17 protein-coding genes are annotated in these 18867 nt (G+C 69.7%); 4 read left to right on the forward strand and 13 right to left on the reverse strand.

All coding sequences use genetic code 11. The annotated features are described in order from the left end of the window. Positions 1–70: 70 nt before the first annotated feature. Genes AMYAL_RS0136865 through AMYAL_RS0136880 form a run of 4 tightly spaced genes read right to left on the reverse strand, consistent with a single transcriptional unit; the run spans position 71 to position 4842 of the window. Positions 71–691 carry a PaaI family thioesterase gene (locus AMYAL_RS0136865; RefSeq protein WP_020636313.1) on the reverse strand — a complete coding sequence of 207 codons (621 nt, stop codon included), beginning with the start codon at positions 689–691 and terminating at the stop codon, positions 71–73. Continuing rightward, complete coding sequence (locus tag AMYAL_RS0136870) at positions 688–1545, reverse strand: MaoC/PaaZ C-terminal domain-containing protein (protein ID WP_026467754.1); 858 nt, start codon at positions 1543–1545, stop codon at positions 688–690. Before AMYAL_RS0136870 ends, AMYAL_RS0136865 begins: the two co-directional genes overlap by 4 nt. A 2-nt stretch (positions 1546–1547) precedes the next feature. Further along, a complete protein-coding gene (locus AMYAL_RS0136875) occupies positions 1548–3698 on the reverse strand; it encodes an acyl-CoA dehydrogenase family protein (RefSeq protein WP_020636315.1) in 2151 nt (716 codons plus the stop codon). A gap of 1 nt (position 3699) precedes the next feature. After that, complete coding sequence (locus AMYAL_RS0136880) at positions 3700–4842, reverse strand: steroid 3-ketoacyl-CoA thiolase (RefSeq protein WP_020636316.1); 1143 nt, start codon at positions 4840–4842, stop codon at positions 3700–3702. A 143-nt stretch (positions 4843–4985) separates the two neighbouring features. Here AMYAL_RS0136880 and AMYAL_RS0136885 point away from each other — a divergent pair, with 143 nt between their 5' ends. Continuing rightward, positions 4986–5912, forward strand: a complete 927-nt coding sequence (locus AMYAL_RS0136885; RefSeq protein ID WP_020636317.1) for a 3-oxoacyl-ACP reductase — start codon at positions 4986–4988, stop codon at positions 5910–5912. Here AMYAL_RS0136885 and AMYAL_RS0136890 read toward each other — a convergent pair whose 3' ends face one another. From AMYAL_RS0136890 to hsaA, 4 genes are all read right to left on the reverse strand, one after another. Then, the gene (locus tag AMYAL_RS0136890) at positions 5913–6689 is read right to left on the reverse strand and encodes an SDR family oxidoreductase (RefSeq protein ID WP_020636318.1); all 777 of its coding nucleotides are present in this window, start codon (positions 6687–6689) and stop codon (positions 5913–5915) included. 71 nt (positions 6690–6760) lie between these two features. Beyond that, positions 6761–7372, reverse strand: coding sequence for a TetR/AcrR family transcriptional regulator (locus AMYAL_RS0136895; protein WP_020636319.1), 612 nt, complete (start codon positions 7370–7372; stop codon positions 6761–6763). Positions 7373–7489: 117 nt separating this feature from the next. Next, a complete protein-coding gene (locus AMYAL_RS0136900) occupies positions 7490–8974 on the reverse strand; it encodes an MFS transporter (RefSeq protein WP_020636320.1) in 1485 nt (494 codons plus the stop codon). Positions 8975–9067: 93 nt separating this feature from the next. Further along, entirely contained in the window at positions 9068–10207 is a 1140-nt protein-coding gene (hsaA, locus tag AMYAL_RS0136905; protein WP_020636321.1) for a 3-hydroxy-9,10-secoandrosta-1,3,5(10)-triene-9,17-dione monooxygenase oxygenase subunit, read from the reverse strand. A 100-nt stretch (positions 10208–10307) separates the two neighbouring features. Between hsaA and AMYAL_RS0136910 the strand changes: the two genes are divergently transcribed. The 3 genes from AMYAL_RS0136910 to AMYAL_RS0136920 are packed head-to-tail and all read left to right on the forward strand — an operon-like array spanning position 10308 to position 12513. Next, positions 10308–11438 (forward strand): 3-ketosteroid-9-alpha-monooxygenase, oxygenase component, encoded by a 1131-nt coding sequence (locus tag AMYAL_RS0136910; protein WP_020636322.1) that lies wholly within the window; start codon positions 10308–10310, stop codon positions 11436–11438. Next, entirely contained in the window at positions 11435–11728 is a 294-nt protein-coding gene (locus tag AMYAL_RS0136915) for a hypothetical protein (protein ID WP_020636323.1), read from the forward strand. Before AMYAL_RS0136910 ends, AMYAL_RS0136915 begins: the two co-directional genes overlap by 4 nt. Then, positions 11728–12513: an SDR family NAD(P)-dependent oxidoreductase gene (locus tag AMYAL_RS0136920; RefSeq protein ID WP_020636324.1), complete on the forward strand. Its 786-nt coding sequence runs from the start codon at positions 11728–11730 to the stop codon at positions 12511–12513. The genes AMYAL_RS0136915 and AMYAL_RS0136920 overlap by 1 nt, the downstream gene beginning before the upstream one ends. A gap of 573 nt (positions 12514–13086) precedes the next feature. Here the strand turns inward: AMYAL_RS0136920 and AMYAL_RS0136925 are convergent. The 5 genes from AMYAL_RS0136925 to AMYAL_RS0136945 all read right to left on the reverse strand — a co-directional run bounded on the left by AMYAL_RS0136925 (position 13087) and on the right by AMYAL_RS0136945 (position 18800). Then, positions 13087–14013, reverse strand: coding sequence for a VOC family protein (locus AMYAL_RS0136925; RefSeq protein WP_020636325.1), 927 nt, complete (start codon positions 14011–14013; stop codon positions 13087–13089). Positions 14014–14024: 11 nt separating this feature from the next. After that, complete coding sequence (locus tag AMYAL_RS0136930; protein WP_020636326.1) at positions 14025–15209, reverse strand: acyl-CoA dehydrogenase family protein; 1185 nt, start codon at positions 15207–15209, stop codon at positions 14025–14027. Positions 15210–15292: 83 nt separating this feature from the next. Continuing rightward, the gene (locus AMYAL_RS0136935; RefSeq protein ID WP_020636327.1) at positions 15293–16285 is read right to left on the reverse strand and encodes a ferredoxin--NADP reductase; all 993 of its coding nucleotides are present in this window, start codon (positions 16283–16285) and stop codon (positions 15293–15295) included. Positions 16286–16288: 3 nt separating this feature from the next. After that, positions 16289–17935: an FAD-binding protein gene (locus AMYAL_RS0136940; protein ID WP_020636328.1), complete on the reverse strand. Its 1647-nt coding sequence runs from the start codon at positions 17933–17935 to the stop codon at positions 16289–16291. 4 nt (positions 17936–17939) lie between these two features. Then, positions 17940–18800, reverse strand: coding sequence for an alpha/beta fold hydrolase (locus tag AMYAL_RS0136945; RefSeq protein ID WP_026467755.1), 861 nt, complete (start codon positions 18798–18800; stop codon positions 17940–17942). Between the last annotated feature and the right edge of the window lie 67 nt (positions 18801–18867).

Below are 18867 nucleotides of genomic sequence, written 5' to 3' on the forward strand. Positions count from 1 at the left end.
CTCCTTCCCTACTCTCAGGGTAGGGAAGGAGGCCTTCACGGCCGCTACCGCGGGTACGCGTCCAGCCCGCTCAGCGAGGTCGCGCGAGGTGCTTGTTCACGAAGATGCCTTCAGCCGAGACACAGACCTGCCCGCCCGCGCTGATGGTGCCGCTCGTGAAGATCTTCCGACCCTCGACCGAGTCCTGGCGCGCGGTCACGGTCAGCTCCTCGAACAGCGGGGTCGTCCGGTGATACCGCAGGGTGAGCGTCCCGGTCATACCCGATTCCCCCGCCCAGTGGTTGGCGACGCCGAGGGTGTGGTCGAGCAGCAAGGCCGAAATCCCGCCGTGGACACAGCCCGGCGGCCCCTGATACGGCATCCCGAGCGTCACCTTGCCCTCGATTCCGCCGTCGGCGAGGCCGACCAGGTGCAGCGGCGGCGCGATGGCGTTCTCCGGCCCGGTCACCGGGTCGTGCCGGGTCACCCCTTCGCCCGCCCACATGTCGACCAGCCTGTCGGCCACCGCGGGGGCGTGCTCTTCGAGGTGATCGGCGACCGCGTTCAGCCGTCCGGCGATCTCGGTCATCTCGGCCGGGGTGCCGTCCCCCGCGTGCAGCAGGGCGGCGATCACCCGGCGGGCGGCGGCGACGGCCGCGTCGACACCGCCGTTTCCGGGCGAGGCGGTCAGTTCGGGCTGGGTGGCGGTCACCAGGTCACCTCCGCGGTCGCGTGGTCGAGCACCGAGACGTCGTCACGTTCGGGACAGGTCGCCGACAGCGACAGCCGGGAACCGTCACGCCACACCGCGATCCGCATCGTCTCCCCAGGGTGCAGTACCCCGGCGAAGCGGACCGCGAGCCCGCGCAACCGGGTGGAGTCGCCGTCGAGCAGCCTGTCGACCACTGTTCCCGCCAGGATCCCGTACGAGGCCAGCCCGTGCAGAATCGGCCTTTCCAAACCTGCCGCCTTGGCGAAGGCCGGGTCCGCGTGGATCGGGTTCAGATCCCCGTTGAGTCGGTAGAGCAGCGCCTGCCCCGGATCGGTGGGCGTGTCGACGACCAGATCGGGCTCACGGGACGGCGGCCCGGAAGGCGCGGCGGGACCAGCCGGGCCGCCGAAGCCACCCTCGCCCCGCAACCAGATGCGCATCCGCGATGTCCACAAAGGACTCCCGTCCGGGGTGGCCGCGGCGGATTCGTACTCGACGACCGCCGCCTTGCCCTTGTCGAAGACGTCCGCGATCCGGCTGACGAGCCGCGCGGACCCGCTCGGCGGCAGCGGCGCGTGCACGGTCAGCGCCTGACCGGCGTGCAGGACACGGCGCAGGTCCACGTCGACCCCCGGCAGATCGAGCGACGCGGCCTGCCGCGTTCCGGCGGAAATCCCTTGGCCCGCCACCATCGCGAAGGTCGGCAGCACCTGGAGGTCGCGCTCGTAGGTGTAGGTCAGGTCGTCCGGGCGGACGCCGACCGAAAGGTGGTACAGCAGCACATCGCGCCGGGTCCAGGTGATCGTGCGGACGGACGGCTCGGCCGCCAGCGCCTTCTCGACGTCGATCGGCATGGTCACGCCTTCCCGTGCTCGTCGCGAGGGAGCCCGAGGATCCGCTCTCCGATGATGTTCAGCTGGATGTCGGTCGTGCCGCCGGCGATCGACAGGCAGCGGCTGTTGAGGAACCACCAGGTGGCGTCCCGGACCCGCGGCTCGGTGGTGAGCGACGCGACCCCCTGCCACTCCATCGCGGTCTCCCACAGCGTCTGGATCTGCTCGGTCGCGAGCAGTTTGGCGATACTGGACTCGGCGCCGGGCTGGGCACCGGAGAGCGAGCGCAGCGTCGTCCGCAAACCGAGCAGCGCCACGCATTGCGCGTCACCCAGCAGCTTGCCGAGGGCCGCCTCCCTGGCCGGATCCGGTGAGGTACCGGCGAGCGCGATCAGCTCCTCCCCCGGATCGCCGAACGCGGAACCCTTGGTCATGGCGACACGTTCGTTGGCCAGCGTCGTCCTGGCGAGCTTCCAGCCGTCGCCCGGCTGCCCGACCAGAGCACTGTCGGGGATGAAGACCTGGTCGAGGAAGACCTCGTTGAACAACGCCTCCCCGGTCAGTTCCCGCAGCGGCCGGATCTCGATGCCGGGGCTGGTCATGTCGAGGACGAAGTAAGACAGGCCGCGGTGCCGGGGCGCGGCCGGATCGGTCCGGGCGAGCAAGATGCCCAGCCCGGCCTCGTGCGCACCGGAAGTCCAGACCTTCTGCCCGGTGATCCGCCAGCCGCCGTCGACCTTCTCCGCGCGGGTGCTCAGCCCGGCGAGATCGGAACCGGCGCCGGGTTCGCTGAAGAGCTGGCACCACACGACGTCTCCGCGCAGCGAAGGCGGGATCCACGACCGCTGCTGTTCCGGGCTGCCGTGCGCGACCAGGGTCGGCACCACCCAGTCGCCGATCACCATGTCGTGCGGTTCCAGCTCCGCCGCTTCGAGCTCGTCGGCGATCACCAGCTGGGTGATCGCGTCGGCTCCCTTGCCCCAGGGTCCGGGCAGATGCGCCGCGGTGTAGCCGCGGTCGGCGAGGTAGGTGGTCCGCTCCTGACCCGCCAGCTCCTTCGCCGGGGCGAGTTCTGCCCGGATCCGGTCACGGGTTTCGGTGGCGGAGTCGGGCAGGCTGATCCCGAGCCGTCGGCGCACCCCGGCGCGCGAGAGCTCCCCCACCCGGCGATGCCAGCGTTGCGCGGATCCCAGCACGATCCGGTTCGTCTGCGCGCGGCGCAGGTAGAACCCGGCGAGGTGCTCCCAGGTGAAGCCGATCCCGCCGAGCGTGTTGATCAGGTCCTTGACCGTGCCGAACCCGGCGTCGACCGAGGTGGCCGCGGCGATCGCGGCGGCGAGCGAGCGTTCGTCCGGATCCGTCGGCTCGTCCCACGCGCGTGCCGCGTCCCAGGCGCAAGCCCGCGCGTGCTCGGCCCGCGCCAGCATCCGCGCGACGCGGTGTTTCACGGCTTGGAACCGGCCGATCGGCCTGCCGAACTGGATCCTGGTCCGCGCGTAGTCCGCCGCGGTCCAGGTGGCGTAGTCGGCGATTCCCGCCGCCTCCGCGGCGAACAGGGTCGCCGCCAGATCGAGCGGCAACCGCGCGTCACAGTCGAGCAGCTCGGCCGGCACGTGGTCCAGGGTGACGCTGGCGAGGCGGCGGGTCAGGTCATGACTGGGCGGCTCGGTGACCTGTGCGTGAGCCCCGGCCACGACGGCCCAGCGGCTCACGCCCTGACAGGTCACCGGGAGCACGAGGACGTCGGCCAGGACACCGCCCAGCACCGTCGTCTCACCGGTCACCACCGACCCGTCGGACGTCAGCTCCTCGTCGAGGGCCACCGCGCCGAGAGCCGAGCCGTCCGCCAGACCGGCCAGATGCGCGGTGTGGCCCGCGCGTTCCAGCACCGCCGACGCGAGGGTGGTGGGCAGCCACGGTCCCGGCACCAGTCCACGGGCCAGTTCTTCCACCACGACGGCGAGTTCGAGCATGCCGTAGCCGGAGCCGCCGTGCTCCTCCGTCAGATGCAGCCCGAGAAGACCGAGTTCGGCGAATTCCGGCCAGCAGCCGGGAAGCTGGTCCTTCCCGGCGTCGATCGCTTGCCGGATGGCGGGTTCGCCGCAGTGGCGGGAAACGAGCCCGCGCACCGTGTCCCGCAGGTCGAGGTGTTCCTGGTCGAGTCCGAGGCTCATCTCAGATCCGCTCGATGATCGTCGCGGTCGCCTGCGCGCCACCGGCGCACATGGTGACGAGCGCCGTGCCGCGGCCCGTGCGTTCGAGCTCGTGCAGCGCCTGGGTGAGCAGCCGCGCGCCGGTCGAGCCGACCGCGTGCCCGAGCGCGATCGCGCCGCCGTTGACGTTGACCTTGTCCGGATCGGCCTCGTGCACCCGTGCCCAGCTCAGCACGATCGACGCGAACGCCTCGTTGACCTCGACCAGATCGAGGTCGCCGAGCTTCATCCCGGTGCGGTCGAGCACGTGGCGGGTCGCGTCGATCGGGCCGTCGAGGTGGTAGTAGGGCTCCGCGCCGACCATGGCGGAGGCGAGGATGCGGGCGCGCGGGCGCAGTCCCGCGGCCTCGGCGGCGGCGCGGCTCATCAGCAGCACCCCGGCCGCTCCGTCACTGATCTGCGACGAGTTCCCGGCGGTGTGCACGCCGTCGGTCAGCACCGGGCGCAGCGCGGCCAGTTTCTCCTCCGACGTCTCCCGCAAGCCACCGTCCTGCCGCACCAGGGGCCCGCCTGGTACCTCGACGGGGACGATCTGCGCGTCGAACCTTCCTTCGGCCCACGCACGCGCGGCACGCTGCTGCGACCGCAGCCCGAACGCGTCCGCGTCCGCACGGGTGATCCCCCGGCGCGCCGCGATCCGCTCGGCCGCCGCGAACTGGTCCGGCAGGTCGATCGTCCAGCCGTCCGGCACCGGCGACCCGCCGCCTGCCAGTGCCGCGCCGAGCGGCACCCGGCTCATCGCCTCCACCCCGCAGGCGATACCGGCGTCGATGCTCCCGGCGGCGATCAGGCCCGCGACCACGTGCACCGCCTGCTGCGACGATCCGCAGGCACAGTCGATCGTGGTGCACGCGGTCGCGTACGGGAGACCGGCGTGCAGCCAGGCGTTGCGCGTCACGTTGTTCGACTGCTCGCCCGCTTGGGTCACACAGCCGCCGACGACCTGGCCGATCCGGGCCGGATCGAGGCCGGACCTGGACAGGAGCCCGCGTTGGAGAGTGCCGAGCAGTTCCGCCGGATGCAGCGCGGCGAGGGCGCCGTTGCGCTTGCCCACGGGGGTTCGGGCGGCGTCGACAATCACCGCTTCGGTGGTGCGAGTGGTCATGGGCCCGACCTTGACCGATCACCGGTTCGCGGCGTCGGAGCGATCCCACTCACCGGTCGACGCCCGCTGACCGGGACGAGCCGGACGCTTCCGCCGCCTCGCGCCTTAGCGTGCGGCCACCCGTATCCGAAGGAGTGCACAGCATGAGCAGTACTGACCTGTCCGGCCGCACCGCGATCGTCACCGGAGCAGGCGGAGGATTGGGCCGCGCCGAAGCGCTCGCGCTGGCCACCGCCGGCGCGAACGTCGTGGTCAACGACATGGGCGAGGCCGCCGAGACGGTCGCCGCCGAGATCCGCGCGCTGGGCCGCGACGCCGTCGCCGTGCGGGGCGACGTCGGTGACTGGGCGCTGGGCGACACCCTGGTGTCCGCCGCCGTCGACACCTTCGGCTCTCTCGACATCGTGGTCAACAACGCCGGTGTGCTGCGCGACATGATGCTCTTCAATCTCACCGAGCAGGCGTGGGACGACGTGATCCGCGTGCACCTGAAAGGCCACGCGTCGGTGTCGCGCGCCGCCGCCGTGCACTGGCGCGCGGCGGCCAAGTCCTCTGGTGAACCCGTCTACGGCCGGTTGATCAACACCTCGTCCGAGGCGTTCCTCTTCGGCGCCGCGGGCCAGCCCAACTACTCCGCCGCCAAGGCGGGCATCACGGCGCTCACGCTGTCGGCCGCGCAGGGCCTGAGCCGGTACGGCGTGACCGCCAACGTCCTCTGCCCCCGCGCCCGCACGGACATGACGGCGCACGTGTTCTCCGCCGATCCCGACGGGGCCAGGGAACTGGACATCCTCGCGCCCGAACGGGTCGGCACCTTCGTGTCCTGGCTCGCCTCCCCCGCCTCGCAGGAGGTCAACGGGCAGGTGTTCGTGGTGTACGGCGACATGGTCGCGCTCATGGCCGCTCCCACGGTCGAGCGGAAATTCACCGCCGCCTCCGGCACCTTCAGCACCGAAGAGCTGGCAAGCGAAGTGACCCCGCACTTCGCAGACCGCAAGCCGTGGCAGGGTTACGCCGCCTACTCGGTGGCCGAGCTGGACACCACGGGGGTGTCCAACCTGGCCACCTGATCAGAAGACCGCCGGCCCGCGCACCGTCACCTCTGCCCCGCCGTCCACGTAGACGACCTGGCCGGTGACGTGCGTGTTGGCCGTCGAGATCAGGAAGCCCAACACCTCCGCGACGTCCTCGGGCGTCGCGTGGCCGTTCAGCGGCATCGGTACCGCCGTGGCCATCGCCTCGCGCATCCTCGCGTCCTCGAACAGCGGCGCGCTCATCGGTGTCAGCACGACTCCGGGTGCCACCACGTTCAGCGGGATCCCGGCGTCGGCGTAACCGGGCGCGATCGCCAGCCGCCGGGCCCACTGTGCCAAAGCCGATTTCGTCGACGGGTAGATCCGGTGCCCGTTGCCGGTTTCGAGCAACGGAGTGCAGCGTGCGACCGCCGCCTCTTCGTCACCGGCCAGGAGCGCCGCGACGAGGTCCGCGTCGACCGGCTGGGTGCCGGAGATCGATCCGGTCACCGCGATCCGCCCGGCGGCCGACTTCGCGAGCAACGGCTGGAGAGCGGTCACCAGTTCGGTGGTCCCGAAGAAGTTGACCCGCACCATGGTTTCGCCGGGCGTGGCGACCCCGGCGCAGGCGACCAGTGCGTCGAGCGTTCCCCCGCTCTGCTCGGCGATCCGTTCGGCCGCTTCGGTGCGGCCAGCCGCGGTGGACAGATCGGCTTCGATTTCGGTGCCGCGCAGATCGACGCCGAGGACACGGTCGCCCTGGTCTCGCGACAGCCGGGCGGTGGCCTGGCCGATGCCCGAGCCGGCTCCGGTGACAACGATGGTGCGGGACATGAGACCTCCGGATTCAGAATGTGCGAGCGACGGTAGGGGCCGCCGGGAATCCGGAACCGCGATGATCCCGCTCAGTGGGCCTTGTGGGGCAAGGGCGCCAGCAGCAGCTCGCACAGGCGGCGCACGTCGGCCTCCGCCTCCGCGAGCGACCAGTGGCCGTTGAGCGTGCCGATGAGCACGCCGTACCAGCCCTGCTCGACCAGCCGCATGATCCGCAGATGGTCGTCGGTCGGGTCGGTGATCCCGGCGGTGCGCAGCAACAACTCCTGGAACACGTCGTCGATCCGGGTCGAGCCGGTCACCGTGTCGGCGTGCGCCGCGTTGTTGGACTGCATCATCGCCAGCGCCAGGCGGGGCCGTTCGCACAGCCGCCGCCCGGCCTCGAGCAGGAGCGCGGCGACGGCCTCGGCGGGAGTCCCGTTCTCGGGAGGTTTGGCCGTCTCGGCCAGCCGCTCCACCTGGGCTCGCATCACGCCCAGGAACAGATGGGTCTTGGACGGGAAGTACCGGTAGAGCGTCGCGATCGCGACGCCGGACTCCTTGGCCACGTCGTGCATCTGCATGCGTTCGAGCCCGTGCTCGGCACCGAGCCGCCCGGCGGCCTGCAAGATCCGGCGGTAGCGCTCCTTCTGCTCCGCAGAGCTCGGCCGGGCGGGCGCCCTGACCTCCGCGATACGTGGCACCTGTCCCCCTTGGTCGGTTCGTCGTCCAGTGTCCGCGCGGCGGGCCGAACCCGCTCGCATGCTACCGGTGACCGGGACGGCCGTCGCCACGAAGCGACGGCCGCCCCGCCACCCTGATCAGGCGGTCTTGACCACTTCGCCCCGCACCGCGCCGTCCTCGGTGTCCAGGCCACCCTGCGCCGGCTGACGGCCGTGGCGCATCACCAGCACCACCAGGACGCCGACGACCCCGATGACCCCGGACACCAGGTACGAGCTGGTGAACGCGGAATCCGCGTAGATCACCGTATGCGAACCGGGCAGCACGGCCCGGACGTGCTGCGCCATCACCGATCCCGTGACCGCCGTGCCCGCCGCGGCGGCGACCAGCGCGATCACCCCGGCGATCCCGTTGCCGACGCCGCTTTCCCTCTTCGGCAACGCGTCCTGCAGCAGGTTCGCGTTGGACGAGTGCAGGAAACCGACCGCGAAACCGGCGATCACACTGGTGATGGCGACCTGCCACTGCACGGTGAACAGCCGCGAGCCGAGGAACTGCACGACCAGGAACAGGAGACCGGCGGTCAGGAGCACGTTCCGGGCGCCGATCCGCCTCGACAGGTGACCACCGAGCGGTCCGGCGACCATCGCGACCGCGCCGAGCGGGAACGTCCACACCGCGAGCTCGACCGCCGACAATCCGACGCCGTAGCCGTTACCGGGGAAGGGCGGGGTCTGGAAGATGGTCGGGCTGCTGACCGCGTGCGCGTTCATCATGTACGAGATCAGCCCGACGGCGACCACCGTCGCCCCGAACTTCCTGCCGACGAGCAGGCGCAGATCGATCAGCGGCTCCTTTGAGCGCATCTCGACGAGCACGAAGACGGCCATGACCACGAGACCCACGCCGACCAGGCCGAGGGTCGCGGGCGAGGTCCAGCCCTGTTTGGCGCCACCGCCGAGGCCCACCATCAACGCGGTCAGGCCGACACCGAGCAGCAAGGCGCCCAGGTAGTCCATCCGGGACCGGACCCGCACCGGGCTTTCGGGCACCGTCACCAGGAACACCGGCAGCACCAGGGCGATGTAGGCGATCAGGAACCAGAACACGCCCCGGTAGCCGAACGAATCGACGAGCCAGCCCGCCACGAACGGCCCGGCGACCGCGCCCATCCCGACCCCGGTCACCACCGTGCCCAGCGCCACCGGGACCTGGCTGCGCGGGAGGATGTCGCGCACCAGGCTGTAGGACAGCGAAACGATGCCGACCAGCGGCCCCTGCAACGCCCGGCCGAGCAGCATCAGCGCGAACGAATCCGTCACCGCGCACAGCACGCTGCCCGCCAGGAAGACCACCGCGAGCACGGTCAGCACGCGCTTCTTGCCGAAGCGGTCCCCCGCCTTCCCCGCCAGTGGCAGGACGACCGCTCCGGTGAGCGTGACGATCGAAGCCACCCACGCGACGTTCAGCGTCTGGAAATGGGCGGCCATCTTGGGCAGGGCGGGGAAGACCATCAGGATCTCGAACGTGGCGACCTCCGTGAGCAGGATGATCGGCACGATCAGGAGGAACAGCCTCAGCTTCGAGACCGGAACCTCCTCGGAGGTGGTGTTCAGCGCCATCCTTGCTCCTTCGGGCTGGGAGGGACCAGTGGCCGGGGAGCGTAAGTCGGCACTTCCGGCGCCGATGTGACCCGTCCCACTCACCGGGCCTGGTCAGACGAGGTTGTCCTCGACGGGTATTCCGAAGATCCCCTTGCCGTACATGGCAAGCGCGCGTTCGACGTCGTTGGCGACGTGCACCGAGCCGGCATGCGCGTCGCGCCAGGCCCGTTCGATCGGATTGCCCCGGCGCAGGGAATTCCCGCCCGCCGTCCGGAACAGGATGTCGATCGCCGTCAGCGCGCGTTCGGTTCCGAGCACCTGGTCCCGCCGGGCCCGCAGGCGCAGTTCCTTCGGCAGTTCAAGGCCTGCGGACGCCGTCGCGTACAGCTCGTCGAGATTGCGGTCCATCTGCAGGATCGCGGCGTCCACTTCGGACGCCACCCGTGCGACGGAGACCTGCGCGTAGTGGTCCTCCGCGAAGCGCCCGCCGCCCAGGCTGGCCCGCACCCGGTGCCGCATTTCCTCGGTGTAGGCGGCGAAACAGCCGCTTACCGCGCCGATCACGGGCGCGGTGATCGCCGAGGTGAAGACGGCACCGAACGGCAGCCGGTACAGCGGACCGTCGTTCACCTCCTGTCCCGGACCGCGCAGCAGCGCGTGCTCTCGGTTACGCAGAACCCGGTGCCCTGGCACGAAAGCGTCCTCGACCACGAGGTCGTTGCTGCCGGTCCCGCGCAGTCCCACGGTGTCCCACGTGTCGGCCACGGTGAAGTCCGCCGCCGGTACGAGCACGGTGAGGAAGTCACCTTCCTCGGCGGTCGCGCCGAGCAGCGCCCAGCCGGCGTGCGCGCAGCCGGAGGAGAAACTCCAGCGTCCCGACAGCGACCAGCCGCCGTCGGCCGGGGTCAGGCGCCCGATGGGGCTGTAGGAGGAGCACAGCAGGGTGTCGGGATCCGCTCCCCACACGTCGTCCTGCGCCGGTTCGGGGAACAACGCGAGCTGCCACGGATGCACCCCGAGGACCGAGGCGACCCAGCCGGTCGAGCCGCAGGCGCCCGCGATCTCCCGGATCACCTCGTAGAACCGGCGGGGTGCGCATTCATGGCCGCCGTAGCGTTTCGGCTGAAGCATGCGGAAGACACCGGCTTCGGTCAGCTCCGCGATCGTCTCGGCCGGTACTTCGCGCTGTTCGTCGGTTCGCCCGGCACGAGCCGTGATCTCGGGCAGCAGTTCGAGCACCTGAACGTTCATCGGCCGAGGATGCTCCGCCCGTCGGCCGGTCGCGCTGGTCCACTTCCGATGAGCGGGACTTCGGGCTCCCGGATCCCGGCGAAGTCCGACACTCGGGGCCATGACCGCACCGGACGAAATCCGCCGCATCGAAGCCGACGCCACCCCGACCCGCTTCGCCCGCGGCTGGCATTGCCTGGGCCTCGCGAAGGACTTCACGGACGGTAAACCGCATCAGGTACTCGCCTTCGGCCAGAAGCTCGTCGTCTTCGCGGGCACGGACGGCCGGGTCAACGTGCTCGACGGCTACTGCCGTCACATGGGCGGCGATCTGTCGATGGGCACGGTGAAAGGCGACGAGATCGCTTGCCCGTTCCACGACTGGCGCTGGGGCGGCGACGGCCGATGCAAGAAGATCCCCTACGCCCGGCGGGTGCCGCTGAGGGCCAGGACCGCGGCGTGGCCCACCCTCGTCCAGGACGGTCTTCTGTTCGTCTGGAACGATCCTGAGGGCAAACCGGCTCCCGAGGGGGTCACGATCCCGCGTATCGAAGGCGCCGAGCGGGACGACTGGACCGACTGGCACTGGTACACCACCGTCATCGAGGGCGCCAACTGCCGCGAGATCGTGGACAACCTGGTGGACATGGCCCACTTCTTCTACGTCCACTTCTCCTTTCCCACGCAGTTCAAGAACGTCTTCGACGGCCACGTCGGATGGCAGTTCCAGCAAGGGATCGGCCGGGAGGACGCGCGGCCTCAAGCGAGCAAGAGCGGTGTCACTCAGCTGCTGGGAAACACCAGCGTCGCGGCCTATCACGGTCCTTCGTTCATGATCGACGATCTGACCTACCACTATTCCGACGGCGACGTGCGCAGCGTGCTGATCAACTGTCACTATCCGATCAGCGCCGACTCGTTCGTGCTGCAGTACGGGATCATCGTCGAGAAGGCCGCACATCTGGCCGACCCGGCCGCGATGGCCTCGAAAATGGGCGACTTCATCAAGATCGGGTTCGAACAGGACGTCGCCATCTGGAAGAACAAGACCCGGATCGACAACCCGCTGCTGTGCGAAGAGGACGGTCCGGTCTACCAGCTGCGCCGGTGGTACGAGCAGTTCTACGTCGACGCCGCCGACGTGACGCCCGACATGACCGACCGGTTCGAGTTCGAGATCGACACGGCCCGCCCCAACGAGGCGTGGCGGGCCGAGGTCGCGGCCAACCTGGCCGCACGTGCCGCGCGATGAAGACGCGCTCCGACGAACGGCTCGCCGACACCCCGTTGCGGGAGATCGGCTGCGGAAACTGCGGCGCTCAGGTGCGAGTGCGCAAGTCGAGCTGGGAACAAACCAGCATCCAATGGACGACCTCGGCACAGGAGGCCTGCCGCGAACGACAGGCGGCGTCACCGGGCCCCGGCCCTAACGGCGCCTTCTTCCGCGGCTGCGAGGCCCTTCGCGCCGCGATCGCGGACGCCGCCGTGTGCGGGGAATTGCCCGTTCACGATTCTTCCGACTCCCCTGGAGGTCCGCTCTGATGCTCGACAAATACGGACCGTGGGCGGTCATCACCGGCGGCTCGGAAGGAGTGGGCGCCGAGTTCGCCTTCCAACTCGCCGAAGCCGGCGTCAACCTGATGCTGGTCGCCAGGAAACCCGGTCCGCTCGAAGAAACCGCGGTCAAGGCGCGGGCCCTCGGCGTCGAGGTACGCACACTCGCACTGGACCTGCTGGCGTCCGGGGCCGCCGCGGAGATCATCGCTGCGGTGTCCGATGTGGACGTCGGCTTGCTCGTCCACAACGCCGGCGCGAACAGCCACGGACATGAGTTCCTCGACGGCGACCTGGCCGGATTTCAGGGCGTCATCGACCTCAACATCACGGTGCCGCTGGCGCTGGCCCACCACTTCGGCGCGCGGATGAAGGAACGACGGCGCGGCGGCATCCTTCTGGTCGGCTCGATGGCAGGCTACCTGGGCGCGACCCGGCAGAGCGTGTACGGCGGGGTGAAGGCGTTCGGCCGGATCTTCGCCGAAGGGCTGTGGCTGGAACTGCGCGACCACGGCGTCGACGTTCTCGAACTCGTCCTGGGCGTGACCCGCACGCCGTCGATGGAGCGAGCCGGACTGAACTTCGACCTCCCCGGCCTGCAGGTCGCCGAGCCCGCCGAGGTGGCTCGCGAAGGGCTTCAGCACCTGGCCGACGGTCCGGTGTGGATCGCCGGGGGTAACGCCGGCGCCGTGCGGCATCGCAGTGGCACGGACCGCGCCGGGCTGGCCTTGGGCGCGCACGAGGCGATGATGCGGCTGCTACCGAAGGCTTGAGTCTCGTGAGTGGTAAAGCTGGTTCTTGCGGTCTGGCGGGGAGGTCGCGTTGCGAAAGCCACTTTCGCAACGTTGAAGGTTGCGAAAGTGGCTTTCGCAACGCGATCAGCAGGGCGCGTGCTTGGTGACCGTCGGCAGGGCTGGTCAGCCCGGACACAGGCCGCGTGTCGCGAAAGCCACTTTCGCGACGTCTGATGTCCCGAAAGTGGCTTTCGCGACACGATCACCGGGTAGCGCCCAGGGCACAGGGCAGGCGTCTAAGGCGTGACTCGCGTGATCCGTCCTTGATTACGCACGACCGCCCATCCCACCCGAACACGACACCTCTGCCCTCGCCTCAACAGAACGCGCTCTACCACTCACGACTCCACTGTGAAGCCGGCCGCCTCACGTGATTGAACGGACGACACGCGAGTCGTCCCACCAGACACACGTGTCGTCCATCCCGTCACGCGTGTCGTCCCGCTGAACACACGACACCGCCACCCTCGCACCGCGTTCCTTTGAACGCTGTGATCGTGAGCTTCAGTGGCCAGGTGAGCGTCGGCGCCAAAGGCCCGGCGCCCGACCCGGTCACGAAGGCGAAGCGAACGCGGCCAACGGTTCGGACCCCGACCAGTCATGTCCCCAGTACGAATCGGCCGTGATTTCCTCAGCCGTGTAATGGGTCTCGTCCACGAGCATGCCTTCGGTGCCGTACTCCAGATCCCAGCCACCGGGGGCCCGCACATAGAAAGACACCATCTTGTCGTTCGTGTGCCTGCCCAGCGTCGAGGACACCGAGAAGCCGCGTTTGTTCACCTCGTCCAGCGCCCGCCCGACCGCGTCGAGGGTGTCGACCTCCACCATCAGGTGCACCAGGCCCGGCGGTTCGCCGTGCGGCGCCGGGCAGACGGCCAGGCTGTGGTGGCGCCGGTTCACGCCGAGGAACCGCACGCGGCGCGGTCGCTGCCCGTTGGGTTTCTTGTCCCCGATGCGGACAGCGCCGCGGGGCAGGAAGCCGAGCACTTCGGTGTAGAAAGTGACCGTCTCGTCCATCGCCGTGGTCGGCAGCACGACATGTCCCATGCCCTGCTCCCCCGTCACGAAGGTCTGCCCCCAGCCGGTGTGCACCACGTCGTGGTCGAGCACCGGGCCGAAGAAGACCTCGACGGGCGTGCCTGCCGGGTCGTCGAACAGGATCGCCGACTCGACGCGGCGTTCGTCGCACTGTGCCTGGGAAAGCTCCTTCACCGCGACACCGGCGGCGGCGACGGCTTCGGCGACGCGGGCGAGCGCGAACTGGTCACGGACTTCCCAGCCGACGGCCAGCACCCGGTCGCTGTCACCGGGAAGCACGATCAGGCGGGCTTCGCGTTCGTCCATGCGCAGGTAGAGCCCGTCCTCGACCGGGCCGGTGGTCTCCCCGAAGCCGAGGGCGCCGACGGTGAGTTCCCGCCAGCGTGCGACGTCGCGGGCCTGCACCCGGAGATAGCCGAGTCCGCGGATGTCGTTCGTCATCGAGTTTCCTCCTAGATCATCGAGAGCATCGGACCGGGCGGCGGGGTGATGCCGATGCCGGTCAGCGCGGCCACGTGGAACACCGCGCCTGGCACGTGGATCGCGTGCGCGAGGCCCATGTGACCGTCGCGCCAGAAACGCTGGATCGGGTTGTCCATCCGCAGGCCGTTGCCGCCCGAACGCGCGACGATCTCGTCCATCGCCTGCACCGCGCGCCACGCGGCGGCGACCTGGGTGCGCCGGGAGGCGGCGCGTTCCTCGAACGTCACTTCCCCGGCAGCGGCGGCTTTGTCGTAGAACCGGCTCGCGTTGTCCAGCAGCGCCGTCCGCGAGGCCTTGATCTCCTCGGCCGCCGCGCTGATCGCGTACAGCACATACGGATCGTCCTTCACCTGCGTGCCGGTGATCTGGACACGGGTCTTCTGATAGGCCAGGTGGGCGGCGAGCGCGCCCTCCGCGATGCCGATCACCGCGCTGGTGATGCCGAGCGGGAACATCGTGGTGAACGGGACGTGGTAGGTGGGATTGACCAGCCCGGCGTTCCGGGGCGCCGAGCCGTCGAGCATCGAAGAGAACGGCACCACCCGGTAGTCCGGCACGAACGCGTTCTCGACGACGATGTCCTTCGACCCGGTTCCCCGCAGCCCGACGACGTCCCAGGAGTCCTCGACGATCGTGTAGTCCGCTCGCGGCAGGATCACGTGGTAACTCCGCCGGGGAGTCAGCGGGGCGCCGTCCGCGTCGCCGAGGAAGCCGCCGAGGAAGATCCAGTCACAGTGATCGGTCCCGGAGGAGAACTGCCACCGCCCGGAGAAGAGGTAGCCACCGTCGACCGGGCGGAGAACACCCATCGGCGCGTACGGCGAGGCGATCCAGGTCTCCTGGTCCTCGCCCCAGATCTCTTGCTGTACGCGGGAATCGCACATCGCCATCTCCCACGGGTGGACCCCGACGATGCCCGCCACCCAGCCGGTGGCACCGTCGAGGGACGCGATCCGCATGACCGTCTCGGCGAACTCCCGCGGATGTGCCTCGGCGCCGCCGTACTTCGACGGCTGCAACATCCGGATCACCCCGGTGTCGCGCAGGATCGCGGCCGCGGCGTCGTCCAGCCTGCCGAGCTTTTCGTTGGACTCGCCCAGCGAAGCGATCTCCTCGGCGCGCGCCTCGATGGCGGCCAGTGCCGGGTTCGTCATGACTTGCCTCCTGACTGCATGGCGTCACGGTGTCACCGGGTCCGGGATCGGGTCCGGCCCTCTCCCGTTCACCGGGATCACCGTCAGCCGTCGAAAGTGACCTGGACGGTGGGTGAGGTCGGGCGTGCCTGGCAGGACAGCACCATCCCGTCGGCGAGGTCGGCATCGTCGAGCACTTCGTTGTGCGCGAAGGAAACGGTCCCTCCCCGGACGAAACACGCGCAGGCGCCGCAGGAACCCTCCCGGCAGGAGTACGGCACGTCGAGCCCGCCCGCGATGGCCGCTTCGAGCAGGGTCGCCCCGGAAGGCCACTCGACCGTCGTGGTCACGCCGTCGAGCAGGACCTCGAGTTCGGTCCTGTCGCCGGTTCCTGCTTCGAAGACGGCGAACGGGTCACGAGTGAGCGACGTGAACCGCTCCAGGTTGATCCGCTCGTCCGGGAACCCCGCTGACCGAAGGGTTTCGACGGCGAGGTCCATCAGCGCGGCGGGACCGCAGACGAACGCGTCGCGTGCGGTGTACCTCTCGACGAGGGCAAGAAGACCGCCGCGCGTCGGGAGTCCCTGGACAGATTCGAGCCAGTGCACCACGGTGAAGCGGTCCGGGAACTCGGCGGCGAGCGCGACGAGCTCGTCGCGGAAGATGACCGACTGTTCGTCCCGGTTCGCGTACACCAGCGTCACGTTCCCGGTGCCGGCGTGCAAAACGGTCTTGAGGATCGACAGCACCGGCGTGATCCCGCTGCCGCCGGCGAGCAGCAGGAGATCGCGGTCCAGCCCCGCCGGGACGAACGTGCCCGCCGGCCGCAGCACCTCGAACTCCGCACCCTCGACGGCGTTGTCGCAGATCCAGTTCGACGCGTGGCCGCCACGGGTCCGTTTGACGGTCACCTTGAGCTCGTCGTCCCGCACCGGCGACGAGCTGAGCGAGTAGCACCGAGCCGCCCCGCCCGGCAGCTTGATGGTGAGGAACTGCCCCGGCCGGTAGTCCATCGCCTCGCAATCGAGGGGCCGGAGAACGAGCGAACACGCGTCGGCGGTCTCGCGCACCACCTCCAGCACCCGAACCCGCGGCATGGCTCAGCCCGCCGCGGCGTGCCGCGCCGCCACGTACCCGAAGACGATCGACGGCCCGATCGTCGCCCCCGGACCGGCGTACTCGTTCGCCATCACCGAGGCGGTCGCGTTGCCGGTCGCGTAGAGCCCGGCGATCGCGGTCCCGTCTTCGCGGAGCACGCGGCTGTGCTCGTCGCAGACCAGCCCGCCCTTGGTGCCCAGGTCACCGAGCTGGATGCGCACGGCGTAGAACGGCGCCTTGTCGATCACGTCGAGGTTGGGGTTCTTCAACGTCGGATCCCCGTAGTACCGGTCGTGCGCGCTTTCGCCGCGGTGGAAGTCTTCGTCGGCACCCGCGCGGGCGAAACCGTTGAAGCGGTCGACAGTGGCGACGAGACGGTCCTCGGCGATCCCGATCTCGCGGGCCAGCGCCGCCACCGTCTCCGCCCGGTGCACCAGGCCCGACTTGTAGAACGCTTCGGGGAACGGCATTCCGGGCAGGATCTGCGCGAACGGGTACCGTGCGCGCGCCTTGGCGTCCATGACGCACCAGGTCTCGAAGTGCTTGCCCTCGATCTGGTCGTGCACGAAGTTGACGTACGGCGAGGCTTCGTTCGTGAAGCGCCTGCCGTCCTGGGACACGATGATCTGGCCGGGGATCGCGCGTTCGGACACCAGCGGGATGGTCGCGCCACTCGGATGTTCGACCGACGGCATCCACCAGGCGTCGTCCATGAAACCGAGGGACGCGCCGAGAGCCGCGCCTGCCTTGATGCCGTCCCCGGTGTTCTCCTTGGCGCCGAGGCTGTGATCGGCGGAGGCGCCGTCGGGCAGGTACTGCTCGCGCATCACCGGGTTGTGATCGAACCCGCCGCAGGCGAGCAGGACACCACGCCTGGCACGGATGTACTCCGTGCGCCCTTCGCGAGTGATCGCGATGCCGTCGACACGGCCTTCCTCGACGACGAGCTCGGTCATCGGGGCCTTGAGCCAAAGCGGGACTCCGGCGTCCTTGAGCGCCATCCGCAGCCGGGCGACCAAGGCCCGCCCGCCGGTGGCCATATGCCTGCGCCGCACCAGGTTGGAGGTCACCCGCCAGGCCGCGACCAGCGACGCGCGACGCCCCTGCCAGGTCCGCTTGACCATCGCCAGGTCGTGATAGTCCTTGGCGGTGATCCAGAGCCCGAGCGGGCCCTTCATGCTGTTCGGACGTTGAAAAGCCTCGTCGGCCTTGAGTTTGCGGGTGTCGAACGGCTTCGGTTCGACAGACCGTCCGAGCGGCCTGCCGCCTTCGTACTCGGGGTGGTAGTCGGCATAACCTTTGGTCCAGACGAGCTTCCACCATTTGCTCCGGCCGAGCAGTTCCATCGCCGCGGGGCCGTGGTCGACATAGGCGTCGAGCCGCGCCGCGGGCACCTTCCCTTCGGTGAGCACGTCGAGATACCGGCGGATCGACTGCCGTGAGTCGTCGTGCCCACGCTCGCGCAGGGTCGGATTGTTCGGGATCCAGATGCCGCCCCCGGAGATGCCGGTGCTGCCGCCGTACCGCGAGGCCTTTTCCACGACGACGGAGCTGAGCCCGGCGTCGTGCGCGGTCAGGGCGGCGGTCATCCCGCCGCCTCCGGATCCGACGATGACGAAGTCGTAGGTGTGCTCCCAAACCCGGCTCATCCGGTCAGTCCTTCCTGGTCAGAAACGCGAGAACGGTGCTCTCCCAGGCGGACTTCTGCTCGATCATCGCCCAGTGACCGCAGTCGGGGAAGACATGGAGTTCGGCGCCGGGGATGGTGCGCATCGGGACCAGCGCCATGTCGAGCGGGCTCACCCGGTCGTCCCGACCCCACGTGATCAGCGTCCTGGCCCGGATCTTGTGCAGCATCGCCCAGTACGGCGGCTGATCGGACCGGTCGGCGGCCGCCGCCATCGCCTCCAGCACTCCCCGCCCGTACATCTTCTTCGCGGCGGCGAGCGTGCCCGGCTCGGTGGCGTGTGCCCAGCGCTCCTCGACGAGTTCGTCGGTGATCAGCGACTGGTCGTACACCATGGACCGCAGCCACTGCACCAGCCGTTCCCGCGTCGGGTTCTCGGTGAACTCGACGAGCAGGTTGATCCCTTCGGCGGGGCCGGGGCTGAACAGCGCGCGTCCCATCCCGCCGATGGTCACCAGCCGGCGCACCCGGTCCGGCTCCGCGATCGCCGTCCGGGTCGCCACGATGCCGCCCATCGAGTTGCCGATGACGTCGACCTCGGACAGGTCGAGGCCGTCCAGGAAACGCCCGACAGCGCCGGACGCGGCGGACATCGGCGGCTCCCCGGTCGGGTCACTGACCCCGAATCCGGGGAATTCCAGTACCAGGCAACGAAAGCGCGCCGCCAGGGCCGGCAGGTTGCCGCGGAAGTTGCGCCAGCCGGTCACCCCTGGGCCGGACCCGTGCAGCAACAGCAGCGGCGGACCGTCCCCGGCTTCGTGGTATCTCAGCACCCCCTGTTCGGTCGAAAGCTCCCGCAGCGTGCTCTCGTAGCTCGGCTCACTCACCGGGTCACCGTAGGAATCCTTGCGCGGCAACGGTGCCGCGATCCCGATGACCGGGAGCGAGCCACTG

Source organism: Amycolatopsis alba DSM 44262, assembly GCF_000384215.1.
Classification (GTDB): Bacteria; Actinomycetota; Actinomycetes; order Mycobacteriales; family Pseudonocardiaceae; genus Amycolatopsis; species Amycolatopsis alba.

Bases quoted from the DNA above. Each gene is read 5' to 3' on its own strand.
- AMYAL_RS0136870 (WP_026467754.1), bottom strand. From the start codon at position 1,545: ATGCCGATCGACGTCGAGAAGGCGCTGGCGGCCGAGCCGTCCGTCCGC.
- AMYAL_RS0136875 (WP_020636315.1), bottom strand. From the start codon at position 3,698: ATGAGCCTCGGACTCGACCAGGAACACCTCGACCTGCGGGACACGGTG.
- AMYAL_RS0136880 (WP_020636316.1), bottom strand. From the start codon at position 4,842: ATGACCACTCGCACCACCGAAGCGGTGATTGTCGACGCCGCCCGAACC.
- AMYAL_RS0136885 (WP_020636317.1), top strand. From the start codon at position 4,986: ATGAGCAGTACTGACCTGTCCGGCCGCACCGCGATCGTCACCGGAGCA.
- AMYAL_RS0136890 (WP_020636318.1), bottom strand. From the start codon at position 6,689: ATGTCCCGCACCATCGTTGTCACCGGAGCCGGCTCGGGCATCGGCCAG.
- AMYAL_RS0136900 (WP_020636320.1), bottom strand. From the start codon at position 8,974: ATGGCGCTGAACACCACCTCCGAGGAGGTTCCGGTCTCGAAGCTGAGG.
- hsaA (WP_020636321.1), bottom strand. From the start codon at position 10,207: ATGAACGTTCAGGTGCTCGAACTGCTGCCCGAGATCACGGCTCGTGCC.
- AMYAL_RS0136910 (WP_020636322.1), top strand. From the start codon at position 10,308: ATGACCGCACCGGACGAAATCCGCCGCATCGAAGCCGACGCCACCCCG.
- AMYAL_RS0136915 (WP_020636323.1), top strand. From the start codon at position 11,435: ATGAAGACGCGCTCCGACGAACGGCTCGCCGACACCCCGTTGCGGGAG.
- AMYAL_RS0136920 (WP_020636324.1), top strand. From the start codon at position 11,728: ATGCTCGACAAATACGGACCGTGGGCGGTCATCACCGGCGGCTCGGAA.
- AMYAL_RS0136925 (WP_020636325.1), bottom strand. From the start codon at position 14,013: ATGACGAACGACATCCGCGGACTCGGCTATCTCCGGGTGCAGGCCCGC.
- AMYAL_RS0136930 (WP_020636326.1), bottom strand. From the start codon at position 15,209: ATGACGAACCCGGCACTGGCCGCCATCGAGGCGCGCGCCGAGGAGATC.
- AMYAL_RS0136935 (WP_020636327.1), bottom strand. From the start codon at position 16,285: ATGCCGCGGGTTCGGGTGCTGGAGGTGGTGCGCGAGACCGCCGACGCG.
- AMYAL_RS0136940 (WP_020636328.1), bottom strand. From the start codon at position 17,935: ATGAGCCGGGTTTGGGAGCACACCTACGACTTCGTCATCGTCGGATCC.